We start from the raw sequence: 19,688 nt of genomic DNA on the forward strand, positions 1-19,688 counted from the left end.
CGGGCGCCGGGGAGGAACGCCGTCCACCGATGAACGGCGTCTCTTCCCTCAGGTGCTATCCGTGGGTGCCGGTCCGTGGAGCCCCAACTTCCGTGGGCGGCTGGGCCGGGGGGCCTCCCGCCTTGTCGCGCGAGGGCCCGACGTGGGCCTTGGGGCGCGCGTTCCAGAGCACCAGCATCAGCACGGCGCCGATGGCGGAGAAGCCGATCATGCTCGGGCCCCAGACGCCCCAGCCGAAGCGGTCCAGCAGCGAGCCCATGCCCGCGCCCACCGCCGCGCCGCCCACGTACTGCATGCCGTCGAACATGCCCGCCGCCGTGGCCGCGGCCTTCTTCCCGCCGAAGTCCATGGAGGCGGTGCCCGACAGCATGGAGTGGACGATGCTGATGGCGAACGAGTTGAGGACGAAGGCAATCACCACCGCGTTGAGGCTGGGGGCCATCCACACCACGCCCAGGCACGCCACCTGGATGAGATAGCCCAGGAAGGCCACCGGCGGCCGGCGCGACTTGAAGAGCAGGTCCGACAGCAGGCCGGCGGCGAAGGCGCCCAGGATGCCGGCGATGACCACCGCCATGGCGCCCTTCTTGAAGACGGCGCTGTCCAGCGACAGCTTCTGCGCCTCCTGCATGTAGCGGGGGAACCACTGCTCGAAGCCGTGGCGCACGAAGCCGGTGCAGAACTCCGCCACGGCGATCGTCAGCGTGACGGGGTTGGTGAAGACCACCTTCGCCACGTACTTGAGGTCCACCTTGCCGGTGTAGCCGGAGGAGGCATCCCCGGTGTCCAGCGCGGGCAGGCCCGCCTCGTCCGGCCCGTCGCGGACCACGAGCCACGTCAGCAAGCCCATGCCCGCGATGATGAGGGCGGGCACGAAGAAGACCCACTGCCAGGGCAGCGCCAGCACCACCAGCGGGCCGATGGCGTAGATGAGCGCGCGGCCGCTCTGGATCATCGAGCCGAAGATGGCGGAGAACACGCCGCGCTCGCCCACGTGGAACCAGCCCGAGTTCACCTTGATGAGCGCCAGGGCCGAGTAGGACTGGAAGTACATGTTGAGCGACCAGACCGTGGCCAGGTAGCCCAGCAGCACCGTGCCGGTGCCCACCATGCCCAGGTAGGCGCCCAGGCCGAAGGCGAAGTTGAACACCACCGAGCCCACCGCGCCCACCAGCATGGCCTTGCGGCCGCCGATGCGATCGGCGATGGGGCCGTTGAAGAGCGCCGACAGGCCGTAGATGAGGGTGGCCGCGCTGATGATGGCGCCCACCTCCGTCTTCGTCCAACCGTACGTCTCCGACAGCTTGGCGTTGGCGAAGGAGAAGTTGTAGCGGCCCATGTACATCGCCGCGTAGGTGAAGCCGAGCGTCAGCCAGTTCTGCGCCCGGCGGAAGCGGAAGGCCCGGGAGTGCTCGGGCCGAGGCACCGGGGATGAAGTCGGGGCGTCGTGCATGCGGGGCGCACCCTACCCGGTCCCTCTCCGCTGGCCAACCTGCGCGGTGTGGCTACGGCTGCTCGGCCAGCAGCCGGGTGATGGCGATCTCCAGCTTCGCGTCCGGCACCTCGCCCCGCCGGCACGCGGCGAGCACCTCGGGCAGCGGGCGCCACCGCAGCCGCGTCCCCTCCTCCAGGGGCGAGCCATCTCCCCGCGGCTCGTGGGCCGGCTTGCCCGTCACATCCACCGCCGTGGGGAACACCTTCTCCGACAGGATGCCGGGCGCCACGAAGAAGGCGCCGCCCAGCAGGCGGATCTCCTCGGGGCGCACCTCGTAGCCGGCCTCCTCGCGCACCTCCTCCACCGCGCGGCGCCGCAGGCCCTCCTCCCCCTTGTCCTCCACCTCCATCACCCCCGCGACGAGCTCCTCCACCAGCAGGTAGCTCACCGGGTCCGGCACCACCATCTCCTTGCCCTTGCGGAAGTAGGCCGCGGGCCGGAGGTTCTGCCGCGTGAGCACCTCGAGCCCCGACGCACCGCGGCGATAGACGAGCACCGCCACCGCGTCCAGCCGGGGGCGATCCACCACGTCCACCCGATACACCGGCGATGTGGTTCCATCCGCACGCCGGTTGCGACAGCGCAGCCGCCGCAGCCTCAGAAAGCCCTCGTCACAGCGGGCGGTTGCCGAGAAATCCTCGATGATCTCGATATCCGTCACGGTGGTCTGCTCCGTGCGCATGCCTGCCTCCCTGGCGGGTGAGTTCTCCACTCCTGCGTCGCTTGCCCGTGATTCCCTGATCCCGTACCTTGCGCCGTCTCCTGCTGAGTTCCTTCACATCAGCCCCCCGGAACCACCTGATGAGTCGTGCCCTGATCGGCCTCCTGTGCGCCCTGGTTTCCGCCTCGTGCATGCCCGTGCTGGACGGCGAGGAATACAACCTGGCGGGCCAGGAAGTTCGCCTCTCCCTGCTGCATACCGCGGACATCCACTCGCGGCTCGTTCCTTATGACTTCGCGCCGCTGAAGACGGACACGGACCTGGGGCTCATCCCCGAGGCCGGCCCCTTCGGAGGCGCCACGCGCATCGCGGCGATCATCAAGCGCGAGCGCGCCAAGGCCGACCGCATGATCCACCTGGACTCGGGAGACTGCTTCCAGGGCGCGCCCATCTTCAACACCAACCTGGGCGAGGTGGAGTTCCGCTTCCTCTCGGACGTGCGGCTGGACGCGGCGGTGATCGGCAACCACGAGTTCGACGCGGGCGCGCCCAACTTCGTGCAGAAGGCGCGCGACTTCGCCACCTTCCCCCTGCTGGCCGCCAACTACGCCTGGGACGTGCCCGCCGACAGCAGCAACAACGGCGCCGCCCAGGTGTCCTCGCCCTACACCATGCGCGTCATCAAGGGCCTGCGGGTGGCCATCATCGGCATGGCCAACCTCTCCTCGCTCAACTCGCTGGTGGAGGGCGGCAACTCCCTGCAGGCCACGCCGCTGGAGCAGAACGAGGTGGCGCGCGCCTACGTGGATCTGCTGCGCCCCGTCTCGGATCTGATCCTCATCACCAGCCACCTGGGCCTCGTGGAGGATCAGCAGATCCTCCTGGGCTACGAGGCCTTCTACGAGTACGAGCGTGCCAGGCCCTTCATCGAGCGCGAGAAGAACCCGTGGAAGATCCTCGAGTGGTCCGGCGAGGAGGGCAACCCCAAGTCCGTGGTCCGCGTGCAGATCCCCGGCGTGTCCGGCATCGACGCCATCTTCGGTGGCCACCTGCACGTGGTGCTCAACCCGCCGCAGCAGGTGACGGACCCCAGCGGCCGCAAGGTGCTGCTGGTCCACTCCGGCGCGTTCGCCAAGTACGTGGGCCGCGTGGACCTGGTGGTGAAGGTGCCCGAGGAGCCCCAGCTGGACGGCGCGGAGCTCGTCACCCACGACTTCCGCGTCTTCCCGCTGGACTCGCTCTGGTGCGATGACGCCATGCGCTCCTACTACACCTCGCGGTTCTGGGACGCGGGCCAGTTCTCCTCGCTGCCGCAGGTGCGCGCGGCCATCGAGGCGTGCCGCAACCAGGAGGACCGCAGGACGACGGGCCTGCTCCAGGAGTACATCCTGGGCATGGACTTCAACCTCCAGCTGACGTCCATCTTCTCGTACGCGCCGCAGGACGTGGCGCGCCGCAACAACTCCACGGGCGGAGACTCGCCGCTGGGCAACGTCGCCGCGGACTCCATGCGCAAGCGCCGCCGCGTGGAGGCGGAGATGGCCATCACCAACTCGCTGGGCATCCGCGACAACCTCTACGCCGGCGTCATCACCCAGGAGTCCATGTTCAACGTGTTCCCCTTCGAGAACACGATCAACATCATGTACCTGTCCGGCGTGGAGATGCAGGAGATGTTCGACTTCGTCGCCGAGCGCTCCGCCGAGCGCGGCTGCGTCAGCCAGGCGCAGATCTCCGGCGCGCGCTTCACCATGGACTGCGCCCAGGTGCAGCTCAACGAGCTGCGCATCCCCTGCGATCCGGACGATGGCGGCGCCGAGAAGTGGTGCCCCAAGGAGGGCCGCGAAGGCCACGCCCCCTACCAGTGCCTGGAGGACATCAACGGCAGCCGCTGCTGGGCCCACCCGGCCATCGACATCGAGGTCAACGGCAAGCCGCTGGACTCCAACGGCACCTACCGCATCGCCGTCAACGACTACATCGCCAAGGGCGGCTCGGGCTTCCGGGTGCTCAAGCGCAACACCACGCGCATCGAGACGGGCATCAGCCTGAGAGACTCGCTCATCGGCTACATGCAGGGCTTCTGCACCTGCGACGACATCAACAACCCGGACATCCCCGACGAGCAGAAGGTCTCCAGCACGGGCGAGTACTGCGGCTCCCTGGTCAACGGCCGGCGGGTGATCGACGAGCAGCTGAAGGGCTTCTGCCGACAGGCGGCCGCCTTCAAGACGATGCTGACGGAAGGGACGTTCGGCACCTGCGCCTGCCGCGACCTGCTGGACAAGCCCCTGAACGACACGCTCGCGAAGAGCTGCGACACGTCGAACAGGGCCGTCACCGAGAAGGTCAAGGAGCTGCAGGCGACGTGCGGCGCGGTCGGCCCCTACACGGGCCGCTGCAGCTGTCGTGACGCCCTGGCGGGCACCAACCCCATCTGCGGCACCATCACGCCGCAGCTCCGCAGCTTCTGCGAGAACCCCACCTCCCGGGCTATCGCCAACGCGAACGAGGACGGCCGCATCGGCCGGAGGGTGAAGTGATGAAGCGCCTGCTCCTGGTGACGGCCCTGGCGGCCGCTGGCTGCTACTCCGAGGATGGGAGGATTGGCACCACGGGGAACACCTCGGGGATCAGCACCTTCCGCGTCGAGGCCCGGGAGCTCATCGGCGTGGAGTACGAGAAGAACTCCGCCGGAGACGTGATCGGAGAGATCCGCTCGCCGCTGAGCGTGGTGAGCGCCTGCCTGGCGAAGTACGGCAACGACGCGGCCAAGGTGCCCGCCGCGGTGAAGGGGACGACGGAGTGCCCCTACTCCATCCCCAAGCACATGGTGGACGTCACCCTGGCCATCACCGCGCTGGACGGGCAGGGCAAGCCGCTCGAGTCCTTCAATGGCCCGGTCTCCTATCGCGTCACGCCGGGCGACATCACCGGCATCTACCCCCTGCGGTGGACCCAGCTCACCCACGGCGTGGGCACGGGCACCGTCCGGGTGGCCCACATCTACGGCCCGGTCCGCATCTGGGTGCAGGACGAGCCGCCCCAGGTGGAGTTCTCCGACGGCGGGGTGAAGGACGCAGGCGCGCTGCCGCCCTCGAGCAGCGGCCCGTACAGCTACGCCACGGGCCTCACGGCGCCCATCTACTTCGAGGAGCCCACGCTCGGGCGCGTGCAGGAGCCGGAGGCCTACAACAACAACCGCCTGTCGCCCTTCGCCGGCCAGTTCCTCACCGTCGGCCGGCCCCCCGAGTCCGGCCCACCGCTCGTGCAGAGCTGCCCGCCGGGGTACACCGCGAGCGACGGGGGCGTGGACGGAGGGGTGGACGGAGGGATGAAGGATCCCAATGACGGCAAGCTCGTCACCATGGTGGTGACGGGGCTGGATCCGGGCGGCTTCTTCGTCACGGACATGACGGCCTGCCGCGTGAGGGAGTTCACCGGCACCGGCGCCAACGTCCGCACACCCGAGCCGGACGGCTACCTGCCCGGCACGTATGCCTCGCTGTACGTCTACAACTACTCGTTCCCCGAGGGGCTCTACCCCGGGGATCTGCTCTGGTCGCTGTCCGGCTCGGTGCAGGAGTTCACGGGCACCACGCAGCTGACGTTCCCGGCGTGGATCATCCGCGAGCGGGTGCGCGAGGGGCCGCCCGAGACGTGGGGCAAGTACCTCGATCAGGTGCCGGTGCCGGAGCTGAACCTGCGCCACTGCGGCCTGGACAACGTGGTGACGCCCTACGTCACCGACGCGCTGTGCGGCCAGAGCTACGGCAACATGAAGATGGAGAGCCTGGAGTCCGCGCTGGTGAAGCTGCGGCGGGTGCGCTTTCCCCAGGCCTTCAAGAGCTGTGACGCCAACGGCAACGGCGCCGTCCCCTTCTTCTGCCAGGGCCCCAGCGGTGGCGCGTGGCAGAGCTGCGCCGACGAGCCCCCCAGCGCCGCGGACGCGGCCGAGATGCAGTGCAACATCGACTGCACGGTGGGCCTGGGCGAGTTCGCGGGCAAGGTCTGCGCCGAGCGCACCTCGTACCTGGGCTTCGGCCAGTTCCCCGTGGAGCTGTCCGGCCCGGGTCCGCGCGTGGCGGGGCTGGATGAGGCGCTGGACAAGCGGACCCAGATCATCAAGGTCTCCGACATCAGCGCGCGGACGACCACGGCGCTCACCACGGGCGTCAACGGCCAGGGCCAGGTGCGCGTGTGGTGCGACACGCCGGTGCGGGTGAAGTTCGGCCCCTCCAGCGTGGAGGCCACCACCGCGGATCAGCCGCTGGCGGCCCGGGCGCGCCTGGATCACGTGCTGACGGGCAACGAGGTGCACGTGGCCTTCCTCGCGGACGGCCCCCTCCAGGGCAAGGGCGAGTGCCACGTGGCGCTCAACAGCCGCACCCGCGTCAACATCATCACCCGGGACGCGGTGCCGGAGCTCCGGGTGGACTGCAGCGAGACGGACCCGGACGCCGAGCGCGCCCGGCAGTGCCGGCTGCTGCGCGCGGCCACCTACAACGTGACGGGCCACGTGCGGCAGGTCACGGCCGCCCGCCCGCGGTGGATGATCATGCCGCGAGACGCGGATGACATCTGCTGCTTCCCGGGGCCGGAGGCCGAGTGCCCCCGTCCCATCAAGCAGTGCCCGCCGGAACCGCAGCCGTAGTAGAGAAGCTCGCCCCGGCGACGGGGCATTGGGAGGCGCGGCCCCCGCCGCGTCCTTGGAGGGTAGTTTGAAAACGTTGCGCACCCTGGCCCTGACCGGGCTGTTGTCCCTCTCCGCGCCCGCGTGGGCCGGGGACTACGTCGACACCCGCCTCTCCTTCGTCTTCGCGGACGACAACGTGCTGGCCGGCGCGGGAGAGACGACGCCCAACAGCCCCAATGCCCGCTTCGGCGCGGGCAACCAGAACACCCAGTTCTACGACAACTTCAACACCCGGTTCTCCGGCTTCGAGACGCTGTCGAACGTGGTGCTGTACAAGCGGATGCCCGCTTTCTTCGAGGGGCTCACCACGGAGGCGGCCCTCACCATCCTGGTGCTGGAGCAGCCCTCGGGTGGCGTGACGCTGCGGGACAACTCCAGCTACATCCGGCTCAACTACCAGCCGCCGGGCTGGGGCGAGCGCGAGGGCATCTCGCTCACGGGCTTCCCGGTGTCGGCGGACCGCTTCCGGCTGGGCTACGCCTACCGCATCTCCTGGGGCGGCAGCGGCGTCTTCACCAACCGCGCCAACGCGGCCGGTGTGCCGGGCGTGAAGCTGCAGGTGACGCGGGACCGGTGGTACGCGTACCTGGGCGGCAAGACGTCGCTGGTGCTCAACGATCTGATCCTCGAGCAGGAGACGCTGTATGGTGCCATGGCGGGCGCGGGCGTGGACGTGCTGGAGACGCTGCGGCTGGAGGTGGGCGGCGGCTTCTTCCAGAAGGGCCTCATCCCGGGCCTGGCGAACCAGGGCATCCGCGCGCCGGTGAACTCGGCGGGCGCGTCCGCGCAGGCCGTGTACCACGTGGGTCTGCCGGTGGGCACGAGCATCGACTTCCGGCTGTACCGGAATGATCCGGACGTGTACCAGCGCTTCTTCGCTCCGGAGACGTACCCGGGCGGGCTCAGCTACTCGGTGTCGCTCGAGGGCAGCTACCTGGTGCAGACCCTGGAGGATCCGGACGTGTTCGCCCAGACGGTGCAGCAGAGCGCCACGGCGGTGGCGCTGCAGGCGCGGGCGAAGCTGAACTACTGGCGCTTCCACCTGCTGGGGCTCTACCGCAGCCTGTCCTTCATCCAGTTCGAGGTGCCGGGCCTGCCGCCGTTCCGCGACTTCCCGGACGGCACGGAGCTCAAGCCGGAGATGTTCATCGCGGCCGGCGTGGACTACTACCTGCCCAGGCTGCACCTGACGCCGGGCTTCATCATCGGCGTGCAGCAGCCGGCCTCGTACCGCAGCCCCGAGTTCACCGGCGGAGGCAACAACCCGCCGCCTGGCCTGACGGGCACGCGCACGGTGGTGGTGCGCGACGTGAACCAGCTCAGCATCCTGCCGACGACGTGCGGCGGCTCCACCACCACGTGCAATCCGGAGCCCATCCTCTCCGCCAAGGCCACCTTCCGGTGGGATCTCTCGGAGACGGTGGCCGCGGTGGGCGAGGTCTATTACACGTTCGACAACAACCGGACGACGTTCCGGGACGACGTGACGGGCGTGGCGCAGCCGCGCTTCGAGGAGCCCAACGCCTTGGGCTTCAACACGCTGCTCCAGGCGCGCTTCTGAGCCCCGAAGTCCTCGAGGAGCCCGGCCCGCTCAGGCGCCGGCCACGGGCTCCCGAGGCAGCCGCACGGTGAAGGTGGTGCCGCGCTCCGCGGTGGACTCGAAGGTGACGGTGCCTCCGTGGGCCGTCACGATCTCCCGGACGATGTAGAGCCCCAGGCCCAGGCCTTCCCTCGCATGGGCCCGCGCCTGCTCCCCTCCCCGGAACGGCTTGAAGAGCTGGGCCTGCACCGCCTCGGGGATGGGCGCGCCCTCGTTGTGCACCTCGAACGTCACCGCGCCCTCCTCGCCCTGGCAGCTCACCCTCACGGGCGCCTCCGGCTGGCCGTGGCGCAGCGCATTGGTGAGCAGGTTGCCCATCACCTGCATCAGCCGCCCCGGATCCCACGCTCCCCTCGTGTCCCCCGTGACGGTGAGCTCCACCCGGGCCCGAGGCGAGGCCCCGCGCACCTCGTCACAGACCTGCTCCGCCAGCGTGCCCAGCACCACGCGCTCGTACTGGAGCGGCAGGGGCTGACCGAACTGCACGCGGGTAAAGTCCAGCAGGGTGGCGACGAGCTTCTCGATCCGATCCGCGCTGCTGGCGATGCGCTGCAGGGGGCGCAGGTAGCCCTGCGGCAGTCCCTCCTGCTTGAGCAGCGTGACGGCGCTCAGGCTGATGGCGGAGATGGGGTTGCGGATGTCGTGCCCCACGATGCCCAGCAGCCGCTGCTGGAAGTCCTGGGTGCGCTTGCGCTCCGTCACATCCAGCGTCAGCCCCATGGCCCCTTCCACCACTCCCGCCGCGCTCCGGTGGGGAATGTAGTGGACCTCGAACCAGCGGCCCTCGCCCTCCTCCTCGGCGACGAACTCCTCGCCGGCCAGCGCCCTGCGCACGTTGGTGACGACCCAGGACATGCCCTGGAACAGCTCGAAGAGCGACTGCCCCACGAAGGTGTCGGCCTTCAAGCCCGCCCGCTCCACCCCCTTGCCCTCCATCAGGGTGACGACGCCCCGCGCATCGATGGCCCAGAGGATGACGGGCAGGTGGCTCAGCACCGTGCGGAGCCGCTGCTGCGTCTCTCGCAGCGCCTGCTGCGCCTGGATGCGCTCGGTGATGTCGGTGGAGATGCCGCCCACGGCGTTGGGCCTCCCCTCGGCATCGTGGAGCGGGAACTTCAGGGAGATGTACGTATGCAGGCCGTCCGCCTGGGGAATCACCTCCTCCACCTGCAGGGGCCGGTTCTCCGCCAGCACGCGCCGGTCATTGCCCCGGGTGACGTCCGCTACCTCCTTCGGGAGGCGCTCGTAGTCCGTCCTGCCCAGGATGGCCTCCTTGGACAGGCCGAAGATGCTCTCCAGCCGGCGGTTGGCCACCAGGCAGCGCCCCTCCACGTCCGTCACGTAGATGGCGGCCGGGGCGTTGTCGATGATGGCCTGGAGCCGCTCCTCGCCCTCGCGCTGGCGGCCCTGGCTGTAGGCCACGTACTGCGTCACCGAGTCGGCGGTGGCGGCGGACACGCAGTCCGAGAGGATGCGCAGTTCCCGGAGTGAGGGCATCACCCCCTGCTCCTCGAGCAGCTCGAAGATGCAGTCGCGCAGCAGGCCGTACTCGCGGGTGAGCGCGTCCAGGTCGAAGCCCACCCGCAAGCGCTGGCGCCCATGCTGTTCCGCCGTGGCGTCGTGGGCGAAGACTCGCGCCGGAGGCCAGGCGTCGTCCCGGATGGCCTCGGTGACCGCCTCCAGGAAGTCGGGCAGGTGGTCCTCCAGCTCGCTCGAGGAGAGCCCTCGCGGCGCCAGCGTCTGCTCCACGCGCGCCTTGAAGCGCTCCACGAGCGCGTCTCTGTGGACCGACAGGAAGTCAGCCAGGGATGTCATCAGCCGCATCGTCGGGAGCGTGCCTCACAGCCCTCCCTGAGTCCCGCTCGATCCACCCTGTGAGTCCGCCACGAAGACTCGCCTCGGCACCTCCGGCGCACCGGACGCCATGGCCGTCGGCTTGCTCGCCATCACGTCCGGCATCAGGGCCGGCAGGCTGATGCGGAAGGTGCTGCCCTTGCCCGGTGTGCTCCGGGCCGTAAGGCTGCCGCCGTACCCCTCGATGATGTTGCGGGAGGTGGACAGGCCCAGCCCCGTGCCCTGCCCCACGGGCCGGGTGGTGAAGAAGGGCTCGAAGATGCGCTGGAGCACCTCCGGAGGCATCCCCGTGCCCGTGTCGCTCACCTCGATCACCACGAAGCCGACCGTCCCCGAGCGGTTCGTCCCCATGGACGTGGTGATGCGGACCTCGTTCTCGTGGGCGTGCCCCTCCGGCATGGCCTGCGCCGCGTTGACGAGCAGGTTGATGAAGACCTGGACCAGCCGGGCCTCGTTGGCCAGCACCGCGGCCGTCTGCTGGAAGTCACAGGTGACGCGCGCCCGATGCCGCAGCGTGTTGGAGACGATCTTCAGGGCCGTCTCGATGACGGGGCGGATCGACAGCGCCTGCTTCTCCTCCTGATGATCGGAGCGGGCGAAGGCGCGCAGCTCCTTGACGATCCGGCCCACGCGCTCGGCCCCATCCTGCGCCTCCTCGAGCGCCTGGGAGACCTCCTGGAGCCGCGCTGTCACCTCGAGAGGCAGGGGCTGCGCGGGCGCGCTCTCCGCCGTGCCGCTCAGCTCCGCGAGCGTCTCGCGGGCGAAGGTGATGTTGGCCCCCACGTAGGACAGCGGATTGTTGATCTCGTGCCCCACCCCGGCGGCGAGCTGACCGATGGCGGCCATCTTCTCCGAGTGCGAGAGCTGGAGCTGCGTCTCCCTCAGCTTCTCCACCATCACGTTGAAGTCATGGGAGAGCTGGCCCAGCTCGTCCTTGCGCTTCACGGGGAGCTCGCACTCCAGGTCCCCCTCCGCCACCCGAGCCGTCATCTCCCCGAGCATCGCGATGGGCTTCATGAAGCTGTTGACGAGCCTCCAGACGATGAACCCCAGGAATGGCAGCAGCAGCAGGCAGCTGAAGGCGATCATCGTCAGCGTGCTGTAGAACGCCCCGATGTCCAGCGTCTCCGAGGGCACGAGGAGCACGGCCCGGACAGGCACCTCGGGCTGACTCGCGAGCAGCGGGACGACATACAGGTAGCTGGAAACCACGGACTCGCCCACCGCCAGCGGCTGGCTGCCAGCCAGGTAGCCCCGGTAGCCAGGCACGCCCACCCGGTACTTGCCGAAGTGGCCGGCCTCGGCCCACAGCCGCTCGGCGGGCACCGCCCCGAGATCGGGCGTGAGGCGCTGGCCCTTGGAGTCCAGGAAGGTGCTGACCAGCGTCCCCTGCCGGTCGATGAGCACCACCTCCGCCCCGCCCGCGGAGTAGTAGGCATCCGCGTAGGCCTCGTTGGCCGGGGCGCCCAGGACGAGCCAGCCCTCGAACCTCTCCCCCGCCATCACCGGCGCCGTCACCGCGAACACCGGGACGCGGCCACACATCAGCACCCGCCGCACGGGCTTGACGGTGGAGTCGGGCCTGCCGCGCACTCCCGTCAGGATGCAGGAGGGGTGGCTGGTGGCGATCACCGCGCCGTCCTCGCCCACCACGGCCCAGAAGTCCTCCTCCTGGAGCCCTCCGAGCACCTCCAGCTGCGACTGCAGCTCCAGCAGGTGCCGGGTCGAGATGGCCTCCTGGACGGCGGGCACGCGCGCCAGGAGCCGGGCCTGCGCATCCAGCCGCTCGAAGAGCTGCCGGTGGAAGGAGCCGATGGCGTTGCGGTAGATGCCGTCCAGCCACTCGTAGGCGCCTCTCGAGGCGCCATAGAAGCTGATCCGGGAGCTGGCCAGGGTGATGATGGCCATGCCGACGAACACCACCCCCAGCATGCTTGCGAGCCACCGTGCCTTGAGCGACATGCTCGAGTCTCGTTTCACGGCCCAGACACCGGCCCGTCAGTCACGAGCTCGATTCTAGGGTTCCTCCCTGTCCCGGGAATACAGGAGATGACGGACGATGATGTTTCACGCGTCCACACGGGGGGGAGGAGGGCGTGAAGGGGACGACACTTCACACCGAGGTCATCCTCATCACCTCGTCAAACGTGGTAAGGCCCTGGGCCAGCTTGCGCACCCCGGCTTCACGCAGTGTGCGCATTCCCGCACGGCGGGCGGCCTCCACCAGCTCGTGATGAGGGGCCTGCTGGGTGATGAGCTCCTTGAGCTCCTGCCCGATGCTGACGATCTCGAACACGCCGGTGCGGCCGAAGTAGCCCGTGCCGCGGCAGCGCACGCACCCGGTGCCCTTGCGCAGCTTCACCCCGCCAGGCAGCAGCGGGATGGGCACCATCAGCGCCGTGAGCTCGTCCGGGGTGAGCGAGGCCTCCTGCGCGCAGTGCACGCAGATGCGCCGCAGCAGGCGCTGGGCCATCAGCCCCACCAGGCTCTGCGAGAGCAGGAAGGGCGGCACGCTCAGGTCCTTCATGCGGGCCACCGCGCCGATGGCATCGTTGGTGTGCAGCGTGGAGAGCACCAGGTGGCCGGTGAGCGCGGACTGGATGGCGTTCTCCGCCGTCTCCGAGTCGCGGATCTCGCCCACCATGATGACGTCCGGGTCCTGGCGCAGGATGTGGCGCAGCGCCCCGGCGAAGTCCAGCCCCACCTTGGGCTGCACCTGCACCTGGTTGAAGCCCTCCCACACCATCTCGATCGGATCCTCGATGGTGGTGACGTTCACGTCCGGGCCGGCCACCGCCTTGAGCGCCGAGTACAGCGTCGTCGTCTTGCCGCTGCCCGTGGGGCCCGTCACCAGGATGAGCCCGTGCGGCTGGTCGATCCAGGACTCGAAGGCGTCCTTCTCGTCTGGCTCGAAGCCCAGCTGGGCGATGTCCTGCACCAGCGTGTCCGGATCGAAGATACGGATGACCACCTTCTCGCCGAAGGCGGTGGGCAGGGTGGACACACGCAGCTCCACCTCGCGGCTCTCGCGCTCCGTCTTGATGCGCCCGTCCTGCGGCTTGCGCTTCTCGGAGATGTCCATGCGCGAGAGCATCTTCACGCGCGAGACGATGGGCGGGTGCACACCGGCCGGCAGCGTGTAGACGGTGTGCAGCACGCCATCGATGCGCAGGCGCACGTGGGACTGGGCGCGCTTGGGCTCGATGTGGATGTCCGAGGCGCGGTTGTCGAAGGCGTAGCGCAGCAGGTAGTCCACCGCCTGCACCACGGGCTTGTCCGCGGCATCCAGCTCCTGGGTGCCGCTGAGCGACACCAATTGCTCGAAGTTGGTGAGCTGCGGCGAGGCGGCGAAGTCGTCCGCGGCCCGGGCCAGCGTCTTCTTGAAGCCGTAGATCTCCGCGATGGACTTGAGGATGTCCGACTTGGCCGACAGCACCGGCTCGATGGGCAGGCCCGCCAGCCGGTAGAGGTTCTCGAACAGCTCGCGATCGAACGGGTTGGCCACCGCCACCACGAGCCGCCCCTGCTGCGTGCGCTCCAGCGGCAGCAGCGCGTGCTTCAGCGCGAAGGGGCGGGACACGGTGCGCGTGGCCAGCGCCATGTCCAGCTTGAGCGGGTCGATCTTCCGGTACGGCATACCGGCGGCGCGCGCGGCGGCCTCCGTCACCCGGTCCTCGTCGAGCACGCCCCGGTTCTCCGGCATCGGCACCTGGAAGGCCGCGACGATCTCCACCGGCGACACGTCATAACGTGCCGCCTCCTTGGAGCCGGCCTGGGACTTCGCCTTGAGGACGCGCGCGCGAGCGGCCGGCTCGCGCGCCAGGATCTCCTGGGCCTGCTGCGGGTTGAGCAGGCCCTGGGCCACCAGGGCCTCGAGCACGAAGGTGGTGCTGAAGTCCGACTGGCTCCGGGTGACGTTGCTTACGGGCGCTGCCAAGTGTCCCGCCTCCGGGAGAAGAAGACCAACGCGAGCACGCCGAAGAGCACCAGGGCCGTGGCCGGCGCCTGGCCGCAGCCGCACCCGCTCGGCTCACCGTTACCGCCTCCGCCGCTGCCACCGTCGGTGGGAGGAGGAGGAGGCGGCGGCGGGGTGCCGCCATCGTTGCAGAGCGAGCAACCCCCGTCCGGACGGTTCAGGGGATCCTCGCAGCGACCGCCGTAGCACTCGGTGCCGCTGGGGCAGTCCGCGCGGTTGCGGCAGGCCGGCGTGCACGAGTAGGTCTCCCCCACCGGGTTGCACTGGAGCGGCGAGGAGCAGGTGCCGGCGGCGCAGTTCTTCATGCACACGCTCTGGGCGCCCACCCGCTTGCAGGAGCTGCCCGGCGGGCAGCCGCACTGAGCCGTGGTGCACGGCTCCGCGCAGACGCCCTGCGGGTGGTCATTGAGGAAGAGGCAGATCTGCCCCGTGCCGCACTGCGAGGCGTTGGAGCAGGGCTCGCCCACCGCGCCTCCGGCCGGCCGCTTCTCGACGCAGACGCGATCGCACACGCGGCAGGTGAAGGCGGAGGAGCTGGGCTCATTGCAGTCCGCGTCCGAGTAGCAGCTGGGGACGCAGACGTTGCCCTCGGGGAGCGGGGAGCAGGTGTAGCCATCGCGGCAGTCACCCGAGCCCGGACGGCAGGGTTTGAAGCACCGGTCCGAGGCCCCCAGCTCCACGCACACCGAGCCCGCGGGGCACGAGGAGGCCGAGGGGCCGGCGACGCACTCCTCCTGGCAGTAGCCCCCCACCCAGGCCGTCCCGCCCGAGGGCAGCGCCACGGGCCCCTGGCAGAGGGAGCGCGGCGAGCCGCAGTCCACGCCCGCGTCGATGGTGCTGTCGCAGGGCTTGCCCACCTGGGTGATGGCCTCGCCGGGCACCGCCAGACAGGCCTTGGTGAAGCCGGAGATCAGGGTGGAGTCCCGGCACACGAAGGGGCTGGGGCACTCGCCGTTGGTGATGCCGGCGCAGCCCTTCGAGCAGTAGTCGTAGAGCTTGATGCCGTTCGCGTTCCGGAAGGGGATGCAGCTCAGCCCTCCCGTGCAGGGATCACTCGCCGAGCAGGGCGAGCCAACCGCGCCATTCTCCGGGTAGTAGGTGCACAACTGCTCCACGTCCGACGGGTCCAACACGCGCCGGCTGCCGCCCACCGGGAAGTTGGTGTCCATCACCGCCGTGTCGGGGAAGTAGGCATCCCCGAGGCCCAGGCAGTGGCCCACCTCGTGGGTGAGCACCGTCTGGAGATCGCGCAGCTTCTCGCGCTCCGGTGTGTCCGGCAGCGTGGTCCAGCTGACGTTCACCGCGTTCACGAAGATGTCGCACTGGTAGAGGTAGCCGGCGTACGTGAGCGGGATGGTGCCCGCCAGCGCCTGCCCGGACTCGAGCGCCAGCTTGAAGTACGGATCGGCCGGGTTGGTGACCCAGACGGTGCTCACATTGAAGGCGTCGTAGGGGTTGCCCACGTTGCTGGGATCGATCGCGGAGTTGGTGTTGGTCCGCCCCGCGTACACGAAGTCCGGGTACGCGCAGCTCTGGTCCTCCCACGTCTGGAACGCCGCGTTGGTGGCCTTCTCCACCTCCGAGATGGCGATGCCCGCCGGGGCGTTCGAGCGCCCATCCAGGTAGTAGCGGAACGGGTAGTCCCGCGTGTTGAGCATCTTGAAGCCCAGGTACGTGTAGTTGTTGCTCTGCGCGGAGGCCGTGGCACCGAGCACCATCAGCACGAGCCCCGCGGTCCACTGCATGCTGCGGTTCATCGCTTGCCCCTCTCCTGCTGCGCCGGGGGCGGAGTCGCCCGCCGGATCTCCTCGAGGACTTCATCGAGCGGCCGCCGGACCGGTCCGCCCTTCACCTGGTGGGGCAGCTGCACCTCGCGCCGCCCGTCTGCTCCGGTCGTCACCGTCTGCTTCCCCGCGCCCTGCCCGACCAGGACACACTTGTCCGCCGCCTTCGCGTCCGGGCACCGCAGGAACATGAGCGCCGTCTCTCCCACCGTGAGCGTCGCATCCCCCGCCAGGCGGGACTCCCACTGCCCGCTGCGCCCGCCGAGCTGCACCACTTCTAGCGCGCGGGGCCCCTTGCCACGGTACTCCTCCAGCACCTCCAGCCGGGAGACGGTGGTCATCTGTCTGACGTCGCCTCCGGGCACATTGACACGCTGGTCCGCGATGCGCGCAAGGACGACGCGATCGGCGGCGAGGGTGAGCTGGGAGAGCGTCTGTCGAGGCAGGGAGCCCCAGGCGAGCGCGGGCACACAGAGCGCGAGCAGGAGCCCCAGGAGGCGGAGGGAATTCATCGGGGGCACAGCTTACCCGTGAATCGCTCGAATCGCGGCGTCCACGAGCCCTTCGGGGGTGGGACGTTCGGCCACCGCCGCTACCTCGATGCCCAGTCGAGCCAGCGCGCCGGCGGTGGTGGGGCCGATGGCCACCACGCGGGACTGCCCCAGCCGCTCGCGGCCCGCGGACTCCAGGAAGACTTCAGCGGTACGCGGCGAGGCGAAGAGCACCACGTCTGGCGGTGAAGTCCGCAGCAGCTCCCGAGCCTCCGCCGACAGCTCGGCGGGAGAGGTGCGATAGGCCGTCACCCGGGTGACGCGCACGCCCTGCTCGCGCAGCGCCAGCTCCAGCTCTCGGCGGCCCTCCTCGGCGGCGGGCAGGAGCACCTCGTCGTCCGGGTGCAGCTCGGGGCGGAGCACCTCGTAGAGCCCCAGGCCGGTGGACTCGGCGGGCTCGGCGACCACCTTGAGGCCATAGCCCTCGGCGGTCCGCGCCGTGCGAGGCCCCACCGCGGCCACGCGGACATGGCTCAGGTGCTCCACCGTCCCGGCCTCCCGGAGCGCCTCCATGAGCGCCTCCACGGCCGAGGGGCTGGCGAACACCACCCACCGGTAGCGCTGGATGGACTCCGCCGCGGCCGCCAGGGGCCGGGGATCCTCCGGGGGCTGCAGTTCCAGCAGCGGGAGGCTGAGCACCTCCGCGCCCTCGTCCTCCAGGAGGAAGCACAGCTCCTCCACCCGCTCCTTCGGGCGGGTCACCAGCACACGCTTGCCTTCGAGTCGCTTTTCCACGGGCGCGGACTCTAGTCCAGTTCTACGCGCCGCGTCCCACCCATGAGGTATGGCGCGCGCGGGGGAACGTCCGCCTCAGGAGTTCGGCGTGTACCCGGTGCGTCCGAAGTCGCGGAGGATCTCCTGGGCGCCGCGCGAGAGCAGATCGTCCGCGAGCGCCTCCCCCAGCGCGTGGGCCTTCTCCACCGGGCCGCGGACCTCGCCCCGCACCACCTTGGAGCCGTCGGGCCGGCCCACCAGGCCGCGCAGGTGCACCACGCCGTCCGTCACCGTGGCGTGGCCCGCCAGGGGCACCGTGCAGCCGCCCTCCAGCTTCGCCAGCAGCGCGCGCTCGGCCGTCACCGCCACGCGCGTCTTCGCGTCCTCGAGCGGCGCGAGCAGGGCCCGCACCTCGGCATCGTCCACCCGGCACTGGATGGCGAGCACGCCCTGCCCCACCGCCGGCAGGCTCACGTCGGGCGACAGCACCTCGGTGATCTCCCGCTCCAGGCCCAGGCGCTTGAGGCCCGCGGAGGCCAGCATCGCGCCCGCCAGCCCCAGGTCCCGCGTCTTCTGGAGCCGCGTCTGCACGTTGCCGCGCAGGCTGACGATCTCCAGGTCCGGCCGCCGCGAGCGCAGGATGCAGCTGCGGCGCAGCGAGGAGGTGCCCACCCGCGCGCCCTTCGGCAGCGAGTCCAGCGTGAGCCCCGAGGGGCTGCAGAACGCGTCACGCGGATCCTCGCGCTCCGGCACCGTCGCGAGCATCAGGCCCTCGGGCATCACGGACGTCATGTCCTTGAGGCTGTGCACGGCGATGTCCGCGCGCCCGTCGATCAGCGCCTGCTCGATCTCCTTGACGAACAGCCCCTTGCCGCCCACGGCGGACAGGGGCGCCGAGAGGAACCGGTCCCCCTCGGTGGTCATCTCCACCAGCGCCACCTCGAGGCCCGCGTGGCGCGAGGACAGCAGCGCGCCCACGTGACGGGCCTGCCAGAGCGCCAGGGGGCTCTGCCGGGTGGCGATCCGCACGGTCCTGCTCATCGCTTGCCTCCGCTCGCGGCGGTGGCCGCGGCGCTCTCGGGCTCGGCTCCCGCGGCGGGCTCCTCCGCCAGGCCGAAGAGCTCGGCGGCGGCACCCGCCAGCCGGTGGCTCTCCTCCTTCTCGGAGCCCACGGCGCGCAGCCGCGCGGTGGGCTCGTGCAGCAGCTTGTTCACGATGGCGCGCCCCATGGCCTCGATGCTCTTGCGCTGCTTCTCGGTGAGCCCCTCGCCCATCGCCGCCAGCGTCTTCTCCACCTCGGCCTTGGCGATCTGCTCGGCCCGCTGACGCAGCCGCGCCAGCACCGGCACCCCGTCGCGCACCGCCCGGTCCCGCATGAAGCGAGACACCTCCTGGATGACCAGGACGCCCGCCTTCTGCGCCTCCTCGGCCCGCGCCGCCTCGTTCTCCGCGACGAACTTCTGGATGTCGTCCACGTCGTAGGCCGTCACCCAGTCCAGCGCGGACACGTCCGGATCGATGTCCCGCGGCACCGCCAGGTCCACCATGAACAGCGGCCGGAAGCGGCGCGCCTTGCCCACCGCGCCCACGTTCTCCTTGGTGAACAGGGCCACCGGCGAGGCCGTGGAGCACACCACCACGTCCGCCTCCTTCAGCAGCGCGTTCAGCTCCTCGAAGGGCCGGGCCGTGCCACCCACCTCCGCCGCCAGCGCCTCGGCGCGAGCCAGCGTGCGGTTGGTGACGATGAGCCGCCCCACCTTCGCCTGCTTCAGGTTCCTGGCGGCCAGCTCGCCCATCTCGCCCGCGCCCACCACCAGCGCCGTCTTGTCCGACAGCTCGTCGAACACCTTGGTGGCCAGCGCCACCGCCGCCGACGCCATGGAGGTCGCCGCCCGGCCGATGGCCGTCTCGGTGCGCACGCGCTTGGCGCAGCTGAAGGCCGCCGCGCACACCCGCGTGAGCCCGCCTCTGACCGCGCCCGCGCCCTGCCCCAGCTCGAAGGACTCCTTCACCTGGCCCAGGATCTGCGCCTCGCCCACCACCATGGAGTCCAGGCTGGAGGCCACGCGGAACAGGTGCTCCAGCGCCCCGGCGCCGTGGTGCTCATAGAGGTGATCGAGCGTCTCCGGGCCGCCCAGGTGGCTCAGCTCCTCCCGGGCGCGGGTGGCCGCCTGGGCCAGGTCCGGCGACGTGAGGTACAGCTCCACCCGGTTGCAGGTGGAGACGAGCAGCGCCTCGGTGGGCGCCTGCGCCAGCCGCTGGAGCACCTCCACCTGCCGAGGCTCCGGCAGCGCGAGCCGCTCGCGCACCGACAAGGGCGCCGTCCGGTGAGACAGGCCGATGCAGATCAGCTCCAT

13 protein-coding genes are annotated in these 19,688 nt (G+C 70.2%); 3 read left to right on the forward strand and 10 right to left on the reverse strand.

Annotation, left to right across the window (positions count from 1 at the left end; genetic code table 11):
* Positions 1–55: 55 nt before the first annotated feature.
* Together KY572_RS26850 and KY572_RS26855 are read right to left on the reverse strand one after the other, a co-directional pair.
* Positions 56–1,453, reverse strand: a complete 1,398-nt coding sequence (locus KY572_RS26850) for an MFS transporter (protein ID WP_224245826.1) — start codon at positions 1,451–1,453, stop codon at positions 56–58.
* A 52-nt stretch (positions 1,454–1,505) separates the two neighbouring features.
* Complete coding sequence (locus KY572_RS26855) at positions 1,506–2,177, reverse strand: NUDIX hydrolase (protein ID WP_224245827.1); 672 nt, start codon at positions 2,175–2,177, stop codon at positions 1,506–1,508.
* Positions 2,178–2,296: 119 nt separating this feature from the next.
* On the opposite strand from KY572_RS26855, the gene KY572_RS26860 reads away from it, so the two are divergent.
* The 3 genes from KY572_RS26860 (at position 2,297) to KY572_RS26870 (ending at position 8,413) form a co-directional block, all read left to right on the forward strand.
* Entirely contained in the window at positions 2,297–4,699 is a 2,403-nt protein-coding gene (locus tag KY572_RS26860; protein WP_224245828.1) for a bifunctional metallophosphatase/5'-nucleotidase, read from the forward strand.
* Positions 4,699–6,810 carry a single stranded DNA-binding domain-containing protein gene (locus KY572_RS26865; protein WP_224245829.1) on the forward strand — a complete coding sequence of 704 codons (2,112 nt, stop codon included), beginning with the start codon at positions 4,699–4,701 and terminating at the stop codon, positions 6,808–6,810. Before KY572_RS26860 ends, KY572_RS26865 begins: the two co-directional genes overlap by 1 nt.
* 67 nt (positions 6,811–6,877) lie before the next feature.
* The gene (locus KY572_RS26870; protein WP_224245830.1) at positions 6,878–8,413 is read left to right on the forward strand and encodes a hypothetical protein; all 1,536 of its coding nucleotides are present in this window, start codon (positions 6,878–6,880) and stop codon (positions 8,411–8,413) included.
* A gap of 30 nt (positions 8,414–8,443) precedes the next feature.
* On the opposite strand, the gene KY572_RS26875 is transcribed toward KY572_RS26870, so the two are convergent.
* The 8 genes from KY572_RS26875 to hemA all read right to left on the reverse strand — a co-directional run bounded on the left by KY572_RS26875 (position 8,444) and on the right by hemA (position 19,688).
* Positions 8,444–10,267 (reverse strand): PAS domain-containing protein, encoded by a 1,824-nt coding sequence (locus KY572_RS26875; protein WP_224245831.1) that lies wholly within the window; start codon positions 10,265–10,267, stop codon positions 8,444–8,446.
* Between the two features lie 24 nt (positions 10,268–10,291).
* Positions 10,292–12,268, reverse strand: coding sequence for a sensor histidine kinase (locus tag KY572_RS26880; RefSeq protein WP_224245832.1), 1,977 nt, complete (start codon positions 12,266–12,268; stop codon positions 10,292–10,294).
* A gap of 151 nt (positions 12,269–12,419) precedes the next feature.
* On the reverse strand, positions 12,420–14,243 hold the full coding sequence (locus tag KY572_RS26885) for a GspE/PulE family protein (RefSeq protein WP_224245833.1): 1,824 nt from the start codon (positions 14,241–14,243) through the stop codon (positions 12,420–12,422).
* Entirely contained in the window at positions 14,228–16,039 is a 1,812-nt protein-coding gene (locus KY572_RS26890) for a zinc metalloprotease (RefSeq protein WP_224245834.1), read from the reverse strand. The genes KY572_RS26885 and KY572_RS26890 overlap by 16 nt, the downstream gene beginning before the upstream one ends.
* Positions 16,036–16,578 carry a hypothetical protein gene (locus KY572_RS26895; protein WP_224245835.1) on the reverse strand — a complete coding sequence of 181 codons (543 nt, stop codon included), beginning with the start codon at positions 16,576–16,578 and terminating at the stop codon, positions 16,036–16,038. Before KY572_RS26895 ends, KY572_RS26890 begins: the two co-directional genes overlap by 4 nt.
* Positions 16,579–16,590: 12 nt before the next feature.
* Positions 16,591–17,352 carry a uroporphyrinogen-III synthase gene (locus tag KY572_RS26900; protein WP_224245836.1) on the reverse strand — a complete coding sequence of 254 codons (762 nt, stop codon included), beginning with the start codon at positions 17,350–17,352 and terminating at the stop codon, positions 16,591–16,593.
* A gap of 75 nt (positions 17,353–17,427) precedes the next feature.
* Positions 17,428–18,372 carry a hydroxymethylbilane synthase gene (gene hemC / locus KY572_RS26905; protein ID WP_224245837.1) on the reverse strand — a complete coding sequence of 315 codons (945 nt, stop codon included), beginning with the start codon at positions 18,370–18,372 and terminating at the stop codon, positions 17,428–17,430.
* The gene (hemA, locus tag KY572_RS26910) at positions 18,369–19,688 is read right to left on the reverse strand and encodes a glutamyl-tRNA reductase (RefSeq protein ID WP_224245838.1); all 1,320 of its coding nucleotides are present in this window, start codon (positions 19,686–19,688) and stop codon (positions 18,369–18,371) included. Before hemA ends, hemC begins: the two co-directional genes overlap by 4 nt.

Origin of the sequence: Hyalangium gracile (genome assembly GCF_020103725.1) — a bacterium.
In the GTDB taxonomy this organism is placed as follows: Bacteria; Myxococcota; Myxococcia; order Myxococcales; family Myxococcaceae; genus Hyalangium; species Hyalangium gracile.

Bases quoted from the DNA above. Each gene is read 5' to 3' on its own strand.
- hemC (WP_224245837.1), bottom strand. From the start codon at position 18,372: ATGAGCAGGACCGTGCGGATCGCCACCCGGCAGAGCCCCCTGGCGCTC.
- KY572_RS26875 (WP_224245831.1), bottom strand. From the start codon at position 10,267: ATGACATCCCTGGCTGACTTCCTGTCGGTCCACAGAGACGCGCTCGTG.
- KY572_RS26865 (WP_224245829.1), top strand. From the start codon at position 4,699: ATGAAGCGCCTGCTCCTGGTGACGGCCCTGGCGGCCGCTGGCTGCTAC.
- KY572_RS26895 (WP_224245835.1), bottom strand. From the start codon at position 16,578: ATGAATTCCCTCCGCCTCCTGGGGCTCCTGCTCGCGCTCTGTGTGCCC.
- hemA (WP_224245838.1), bottom strand. From the start codon at position 19,688: ATGGAGCTGATCTGCATCGGCCTGTCTCACCGGACGGCGCCCTTGTCG.
- KY572_RS26850 (WP_224245826.1), bottom strand. From the start codon at position 1,453: ATGCACGACGCCCCGACTTCATCCCCGGTGCCTCGGCCCGAGCACTCC.
- KY572_RS26880 (WP_224245832.1), bottom strand. From the start codon at position 12,268: ATGTCGCTCAAGGCACGGTGGCTCGCAAGCATGCTGGGGGTGGTGTTC.
- KY572_RS26890 (WP_224245834.1), bottom strand. From the start codon at position 16,039: ATGAACCGCAGCATGCAGTGGACCGCGGGGCTCGTGCTGATGGTGCTC.
- KY572_RS26855 (WP_224245827.1), bottom strand. From the start codon at position 2,177: ATGCGCACGGAGCAGACCACCGTGACGGATATCGAGATCATCGAGGAT.
- KY572_RS26860 (WP_224245828.1), top strand. From the start codon at position 2,297: ATGAGTCGTGCCCTGATCGGCCTCCTGTGCGCCCTGGTTTCCGCCTCG.